Origin of the sequence: Campylobacter sp. RM12640, from assembly GCF_020137595.1 — a bacterium.
GTDB lineage: Bacteria > Campylobacterota > Campylobacteria > Campylobacterales > Campylobacteraceae > Campylobacter_E.
Map to the genome: position 1 here is coordinate 1 of NZ_JACGAU010000041.1, position 7,304 is coordinate 7,304.

General features: G+C 25.7%; 9 protein-coding genes. 3 read left to right on the forward strand and 6 right to left on the reverse strand.

Annotated elements, in window-relative coordinates; translation table 11 throughout:
* From AVBRAN12640_RS09635 to fldA, 6 genes are all read right to left on the reverse strand, one after another.
* Nucleotides 1-391, reverse strand: a 391-nt coding sequence (locus tag AVBRAN12640_RS09635) for a hypothetical protein (protein ID WP_336613001.1), incomplete at its 3' end; no start/stop codon positions are given.
* A gap of 73 nt (nucleotides 392-464) precedes the next feature.
* Entirely contained in the window at nucleotides 465-1,292 is an 828-nt protein-coding gene (locus tag AVBRAN12640_RS09640) for a restriction endonuclease (protein WP_336609133.1), read from the reverse strand.
* A 37-nt stretch (nucleotides 1,293-1,329) separates the two neighbouring features.
* Nucleotides 1,330-1,521 (reverse strand): hypothetical protein, encoded by a 192-nt coding sequence (locus AVBRAN12640_RS09645; RefSeq protein WP_214117910.1) that lies wholly within the window; start codon nucleotides 1,519-1,521, stop codon nucleotides 1,330-1,332.
* Nucleotides 1,522-1,585: 64 nt separating this feature from the next.
* Entirely contained in the window at nucleotides 1,586-2,296 is a 711-nt protein-coding gene (locus AVBRAN12640_RS09650) for an EI24 domain-containing protein (RefSeq protein WP_214120649.1), read from the reverse strand.
* Nucleotides 2,289-3,731 carry an ABC transporter substrate-binding protein gene (locus AVBRAN12640_RS09655; protein WP_336609132.1) on the reverse strand — a complete coding sequence of 481 codons (1,443 nt, stop codon included), beginning with the start codon at nucleotides 3,729-3,731 and terminating at the stop codon, nucleotides 2,289-2,291. The genes AVBRAN12640_RS09650 and AVBRAN12640_RS09655 overlap by 8 nt, the downstream gene beginning before the upstream one ends.
* 43 nt (nucleotides 3,732-3,774) lie before the next feature.
* Nucleotides 3,775-4,260: a flavodoxin FldA gene (fldA, locus tag AVBRAN12640_RS09660; RefSeq protein ID WP_214117907.1), complete on the reverse strand. Its 486-nt coding sequence runs from the start codon at nucleotides 4,258-4,260 to the stop codon at nucleotides 3,775-3,777.
* A gap of 264 nt (nucleotides 4,261-4,524) precedes the next feature.
* Here fldA and AVBRAN12640_RS09665 point away from each other — a divergent pair, with 264 nt between their 5' ends.
* The 3 genes from AVBRAN12640_RS09665 to AVBRAN12640_RS09675 are packed head-to-tail and all read left to right on the forward strand — an operon-like array spanning nucleotide 4,525 to nucleotide 7,092.
* Nucleotides 4,525-6,096, forward strand: coding sequence for a flavocytochrome c (locus tag AVBRAN12640_RS09665; protein ID WP_214150572.1), 1,572 nt, complete (start codon nucleotides 4,525-4,527; stop codon nucleotides 6,094-6,096).
* Between the two features lie 2 nt (nucleotides 6,097-6,098).
* Nucleotides 6,099-6,500: a cytochrome c3 family protein gene (locus AVBRAN12640_RS09670; RefSeq protein ID WP_214120629.1), complete on the forward strand. Its 402-nt coding sequence runs from the start codon at nucleotides 6,099-6,101 to the stop codon at nucleotides 6,498-6,500.
* Nucleotides 6,501-6,510: 10 nt separating this feature from the next.
* On the forward strand, nucleotides 6,511-7,092 hold the full coding sequence (locus tag AVBRAN12640_RS09675; RefSeq protein ID WP_214150571.1) for a cytochrome c3 family protein: 582 nt from the start codon (nucleotides 6,511-6,513) through the stop codon (nucleotides 7,090-7,092).
* Nucleotides 7,093-7,304 lie beyond the last annotated feature (212 nt).

Here is a 7,304-nt window from a genome sequence, read left to right on the forward strand (position 1 = left end):
TTAATAATATTCCGTGAAAAGCAATCATTAAAAATGAGAAAAAATAAAAGGTAACTTTAATAAATTTTTGATTTTGTTTCATTATTAACTTATAAAACCACCAAATTAATAGTGAAAATACAATTGGTAGCAATAGTTGTAAAACTACAAACCACCCACCGGCATCTCTATCAATAAGCCCAATTCTTATAACCAAATATAAAAATAAAATATATAAAGCTATTATAAATCTAGGATAGAGCTTTAATCCTATAAATAAAGTAAGAGTAAAAACAATAGGGTAAGTAATAAAACTTGCATATGGTATAGGAATTAAAATACTAATAATTCCACTAGCTAAATCATGTAAATTATCTAAAAAATATGTTAGATATATTAAAAACTCATTCATATCCTACCTTTGAAAATAAGATTAATTATAGCAAACAAAAAATTATTAATCTATTATTTATTGTCTTAATGCTTTAATTTATATAGTTAATGATTTGATAATTTATTTCATTTGGATATTCTCTTAAATAGCACACTACTCCGTAATCTTTATCATTACAGCTTGTTATAAAATCTTTATAAATTATTTTATTATCACATAATGATAGATTGTTTCTAATAAAAACTTCACAATCTCCTATAAATTTTCTAAGCAGATATTGTTTTGGTGGATTTGTGTAGCACTTGCATTGAATTAGCCTTATTTCACTATTTTTATACGCTATTAAATCTATGCCTTTGTCGTTTTTACCATTTACAAAACCATTTGGAAAAACCTTATAACCTATATTTTCATAGTATATTTTTATTTGATATTCGTAATTTTTGCCTTTTTTGATATTTTCTAATTTGATTTTATTTTGTGCGTTTTTTTCTTCACTTATTTTTAATTCATAAGACTGAATTAGTTTATCTTTTTCTAGCTTATAATATCTATTTAATTCTTTTAATTTTTCTTCATAATCTTTTTCTTTTTCTAATATCAATTCTTGTGCTTTTTCAATGGCTATTTTATTAATATCTGAAGTTGTTAAAGTCTGTAATCGTTTTAACTCATCTTTGAGTTTTAATAATTCTTCTTCATATTTATAATTCTTGTATAGCAAAATATTTTTATCAGTTTTTGTATCTTCGTAATCTTCTTTATCTATTTTTAATGTTTGAATTTCTTTATTTTTGTCATTTATAAATTTTTCTGCCTTTTTTATAAATAAAACGAATATACCAAGTAATATGAAGTAAAAAATAGTTATTATTAAGCCATAGTAATTATGTAAAAATTCTAAAATGCTAAATAACATACAATTACCATAGGAATTTCAAATGAAATTCCTAAAATCAATCTAAATCTTTAATGATTTCTTCATCACTTTTTACAACCATTCCAGAGCCGTGAATTACGCTCGGAATACAACTTGTGCAAATATCTACTGGCTTATTGTTTTTATGAGCTCTAATAAATACTGCGTGCTCGTCTTCGCTAGCTTTTAGACTACATACATTACAAATAATTTCATTGTTTAAAACCATAATAATCTCCTTAAAAATAAAATTAAATACTACAAAAAAATCAAAATATAAAAGTTATTTTTAATCAATTTAAAGGCTGTTTTAATCTTAATTCATTTTGAAATAATAAATGAGCTAGAAATATTACAAAAAATACAGGTAGAAAAAACCCAACATAAGGAATATTTGAAGCCAAATAAAATAAAAATACGCAAAAAATATATTTAAATTTAAAAGGTTTAAAACTTAAAAAATCATTTTTATTTAAAACACAACTAGCCACATCGTAAATTAAAAAATTAAAAAATAAATAAAACATTAAGCAAAACATTAAAAATGATGCTATGAAATTTAATATAGGAATTATGTGAAATAAAAGCACAAAAAATAAAAAGAATAAGAATTTCAATACGATTTTAAATAAAAGCCAAGTTATTTGAATTAACCCTATTTCATCTAATTTATTGTAATTATAATGCTTTAAATTGATTTCTCTAACTATCATTGGAGTTAAAAATGAAGTAATAACTAAAGCAAAAAATATAGATAAATATAAAGCTAAAAAACCGCCACCTGAAATAGTAATTATCATAATAAATATTTGTATGGCGTGTAGTATCATCGCACCTAAAAAAAAGTTAAAAGCTTCTTCGTTAAAATCTAAACTACCAACATAACTAAATGCAAGTGTTAATAAACTAATAAATATAATTGAGCTTATAATTAATGGAAATAAAGAAAATGCTAAAAATCTAAATGTAAAAAAATCTTTTAGGCTAATAATGAAATTATTCATATTTATACCACTTAATTACTTGAGAAAATAATCCGTTTCCATTAAATCCTATTGGCATATTTTCAATACCTTTAATTTTTTTATTATAAGCTAAAAAATAATTGTAATTTACCAAAAATACATAAGAAGGGTTCATTTTAATCTGCTCTTGAAACTCTTTGTAATAATTCTCTTGCACTTGATTTATGGTATTTTTTGCTTGAGTTTTATTAATCTTATTTGTATTTAAAATAGTTGCAAAATTAATACTATCATATACTTCAATATCTACAATCTTACTAGCTTCATTATCATCATTGTTGGTTTGTAATACATCTGTTAATATTCCAAAATCTTTTAATTGCATAGCAAGATTTTCGGCTATACTTAAGTAGTCTTTATTGTTTTTATCTACATAAATTTCTAATTTTAAAGGTAAATCTAATTTTTTATAATAATTTGCTGTGCTTTCTTTATTAATATTTAATTCTATACTCTTTTTATCTTTATAAAATCCTAATTCATTTATAATTTTTCTAGCTTCTGCTCTATCACAACCATTATTATTTAGATTTAAAATATGTTTATTGATACTAAAATTTGGCAATTGATTTAAAATAGATTTGTTACAAATAATCAAAGAAATTGCATATCTTAATTTCCTATCATAAATTACTTTATTATTTAATTGTAACGCTATAGCATGATCTGATTCTAAAGTCTTATATACTAAATCATCATCAATATTTTTTATATTTTTATAATTAATCAAGCCAACATCAATTATGTCATTATTTAAAGCATTTTTTATTTGAACTTCATTTTGATAAAACTTAAAAACTACCCCATCATTAAGTGCTTTAAAAATAGCATTAGGATTTTTCACTAAAACTATTTGTTCATTGTTAAATTGCTTTAAATTATAAGTACCAAGACCAATAGCATCACTATTAAACCAACTTAAACCATATTTAATAAGAGCATTTTTTGACATAATCCCTAGCGTTAAAGAATTTAAAAAATCATTATCTGGATACTTCAATACAAATTCAACTTTATATTTATCAATTATATTTATTTGAGAAATATTATTATAAAATCTACTATAATTTGAATTAAAAAAGTGATTTATAATTATTTCATAAGTAGTTTTTACATCTTCTGAAGTAAATTCTCCAAAATCTATATTATTTTTTATAAAATGAAGACCTTTTTTTAATTCAAATTCGTATCTTAATTTATCATTACTTATTTTGTATGAATTAGCTAGTGCAGGAATTAATTCTTTATTATTATTTTTATAAAACAAACCTAAATATAATAAATTTACTAAATCATCATTTGGATTATAAATTGGATTTATATTATTTGGTTGATTTTTCATAGCTACTTTAATTAAATCAGCAGATAAAAAATTAATTGAAAATACTAAAAATAATAATAAAAACTTTTTCATAAGTATCCTTAAAATAGCAAGTAAAAAACTTGCTATTTCGTGATTAGAAGTTAGCTTTAATTTGTGCTACCCAGTTTGCAATTCTTTCGTCTGTTAAATCTTCTTGATTGTCATTATCTAATGCAAGACCAACGAATTTACCATCAACTACTGCTTCTGAATCTTCAAAATCATAACCATCAGTTGAAACTGCTCCAACTAAATTTGCACCAGCTTCTTTTAATGCCGCAGCTAATTTACCCATACCGCCGCAGAAAGTATCAGAATAGCTTGAGCTATCTCCCATACCAAATACAGCTACTGTTTTACCAGCTAATTTTAGACCACTAAAATCAAATGAATCCCAATCATCTTGTAAGTCACCACTACCCCAAGTTGAAGTTCCGCAAACTAATTTATCAAAACCATTTAGTTTATCAGCATCAACATCAGCGATATTTAATAATTCAGCACCTAGTGCTTCTGCAATTTTTTCTGCTGCGCCTTCTGTATTTCCCATAGCACTTCCGAAAACTACTGCTACTGACATAATTATCTCCTTAATTTGATTTGCGACATAATTTTACCATTTGAAATTATTGTTAATCATTAACCAAATTCTTTTTACAAAAACCTTAATTATATTAATTTATAAATATAAGAATAAATTAATATCACTTATCAAAAATCCTTATTATTACTTCATAATAATTATTAAACTAAAAATATTATTAAAAAATTTTTATTATTTACTAAGTATATTTTATTTTAAAATAAAATTATTATTAAACTTATTTTTTAATTAGGAGGTTTTATGAAAACTAAAGATAGAAGAGACTTTTTAAAGTTTTCTGGCTTAGTATATGGCTCTATTTTGATGCCTAATATTGCTTTATCTAATAGTATAGATATTGATAATATAAAATGGGATGAATATTATGATGCAATAGTAATTGGAAGTGGTTTTGCAGGAAGTGCAGCTATGCTAAGTCTTTTGGATAATGGTATTAAAAATGTTGTTATGATTGATAAAATGCCTTATTTAGGTGGCAACTCGGCTTATTCAGGTGGTTCAATGGCTGTTGCTGGCTCAAAATTACAAGCTAGAGATGGAATAGTTGATGATATTAATCTACACATACAAGATACATTAAAAAGTGGTAAGAATTTAAATGATTTAGAATTAGTAAATATTATGATAAATGATGGAGTAAAAACTCTTGATTGGCTTATAGATAATGGAGTTAATTTTAAGTGGGTTAGCAGAAGTGGTGGTCATAGCGTTCCACGCTCTCATTCAGCAGGTGCAGGTAGTTATATCACAAGACCATTACAAGAACAAATTCTTAATAGAGGCGGTAAGATTTTAACAAGAGTTATAATGGATGATATTTTATATGATAAAAATCATAAAGTTGTTGGAATTAAAGTAAGAGAAAAATATCAATTTAACTTTGAGCGTGGATATGAAGAAAAAAACAATGAAAGTGGAATTACTAAATATTATAGAACCTTTGGTGGTATTATCTTAGCTACTGGTGGTTGGGGAGCTGATTTAAAATTTAGACAAATATTTGACTCTAGTTTAAGAGATGATGTATTAACCACAAATCATTTAGGAGCTACTGGCTACACAGCACAAAAACTAATAAATGATAATGTTAAATTCATAGATATGCAATATATTCAAAGTATGCACGTAACAAGTCAAGATGAAGGCGGTTTTGGATTTGCTTATAGATGGATTACTAGGGCTTATGCTTATGGAATGATGGTAAATCCTAAAACAGGAAAAAGATTTGTAAATGAAATTACGGATAGAAAACAAGGTAGCGATGCAATATTAGCTATGAATGAAAAAGGTTTAAATCCACCTGTTTTAATTATGGATATAAATGGCACTAAAACGGTTGATATAGAAGATTTAAATAGGGGCTTATTAGTTGGTGCTGTAAAACAATTTGAAACAATGGATGAATTAATAGCTCATTATAATATCAATAAAGAGCCTTTCTTAGAGCAGTTAAAAAGATACAACGAATATGTTGAACTTGCTTCAAAAGATAAAGATTATAAAGACCCAGAATTTAATCGCAATTTTTCAGATTACAAAGGAAAGTATATAAAAATAGAACAAGCTCCATTTTTTGCTGCAAGACCAGGACCAAAAGTTCATCATTGTATGGGTGGAGTAAAAACTAATAAAGATTGTGAAGTATATGATAATGATATGCAATTAATTCAAGGTTTGTATGCGTGTGGAGAAATTACTGGCGGAAGACACGGATATAATAGATTGGGTTCTAATGCGGTTTTAGATTGCTTAGTTTATGGAAAAAGAGCTGGAAATACTCTAGCAAAAAATTATAATTTATTAAGGGGTTAGCAATGAGATTTATTACTATTATATGTTTATTTGCCTGTTTTTTATTTGCAAATGAAAATGTATTAAAGGATTCGTTAGGAAAAGTAAATGTAGATTTTAGTGAAAAAGCCTATGAAGTTAAAGGAATTCATAAAAAATTAAATCTTAAGTGTAATGATTGCCACCTAGAAGCACAAGCGAAAGATTATTCATCAGCTATGCTAAATAGTTGTATAAAATGCCACGGGGATTATTCAAAACTAGCAGAATATACTGCAGGTTACGGACATAATAACAATGTTCATCAAAGCCCACATTATGATAAATTAGACTGCGATAATTGTCATAAAACTCATAAGCCATCTGTTAATATGTGTGCTAGATGCCATAGCCAAGAAATCTTAAAAAATTTAAAAGTAAAATAAAGGAGAATACATGAAAAATAAAATAGCTTTTACTTGTATGATAGTAATCATAACTCTTGTTTTAGTATTCTTAGGAGAAAAAATTGTTCATGTAACAGGCAAATATCCGTTTTGTGGAAGTTGCCATTCTTGGGATGGACCTATAGCAATCACAAATGTTAATGATGATATACACGGGGCTAAAAATCCTAAAGGAGTGGTAGTTAATTGTGCTGATTGTCATTTACCACACGATAATTTGGCAAAATACTTATTGACTAAAGCTAAAAACGGAATAGCAGAAGGCTTTACAACTTTAACAAAAGACCCCACTAAAAAAGATTGGCTAGCAAATAGAGAACACGCTAGAAAAAATTATACTTTTGATAGCTCTTGTCTAAAATGCCACGAAAATGCTTTCATAAAAGACAATGAAAGCACATTACCAATCCATCTTACTTATCTAAGCTTTAAAGGTAGTGCTGATGAGATGAAATGCACCGATTGTCATAAACATGTAGGGCATAAAGATTTAGCACAAACTTTATATGATTTAAAGGACACAACTCCACATAGTTGGGAAGATTGGGAAAAACAAAGAGCTAAGCAATAAGCTTAGCTAATAGAATTTAGAATTAATTCTAAATTCTATAAATTCTTTTTCAAACTTAACTCAAATTCTTTTTCAAACTTAACTCAAATTCTTTTTCAAACTTAACTCAAATTCTTTTTCAAACTTAACTCAAATTCTTTTTCAAACTTAACTCAAATTCTTTTTCAAACTTAACTCAAATTCTTTTTCAAACTTAACTCAAATTCTTTTTC

Coding starts and splice junctions, on each gene's coding strand:
- AVBRAN12640_RS09655 (WP_336609132.1), bottom strand. CDS start 3,731: ATGAAAAAGTTTTTATTATTATTTTTAGTATTTTCAATTAATTTTTTA.
- AVBRAN12640_RS09640 (WP_336609133.1), bottom strand. CDS start 1,292: ATGTTATTTAGCATTTTAGAATTTTTACATAATTACTATGGCTTAATA.
- fldA (WP_214117907.1), bottom strand. CDS start 4,260: ATGTCAGTAGCAGTAGTTTTCGGAAGTGCTATGGGAAATACAGAAGGC.
- AVBRAN12640_RS09675 (WP_214150571.1), top strand. CDS start 6,511: ATGAAAAATAAAATAGCTTTTACTTGTATGATAGTAATCATAACTCTT.
- AVBRAN12640_RS09665 (WP_214150572.1), top strand. CDS start 4,525: ATGAAAACTAAAGATAGAAGAGACTTTTTAAAGTTTTCTGGCTTAGTA.
- AVBRAN12640_RS09645 (WP_214117910.1), bottom strand. CDS start 1,521: ATGGTTTTAAACAATGAAATTATTTGTAATGTATGTAGTCTAAAAGCT.
- AVBRAN12640_RS09670 (WP_214120629.1), top strand. CDS start 6,099: ATGAGATTTATTACTATTATATGTTTATTTGCCTGTTTTTTATTTGCA.
- AVBRAN12640_RS09650 (WP_214120649.1), bottom strand. CDS start 2,296: ATGAATAATTTCATTATTAGCCTAAAAGATTTTTTTACATTTAGATTT.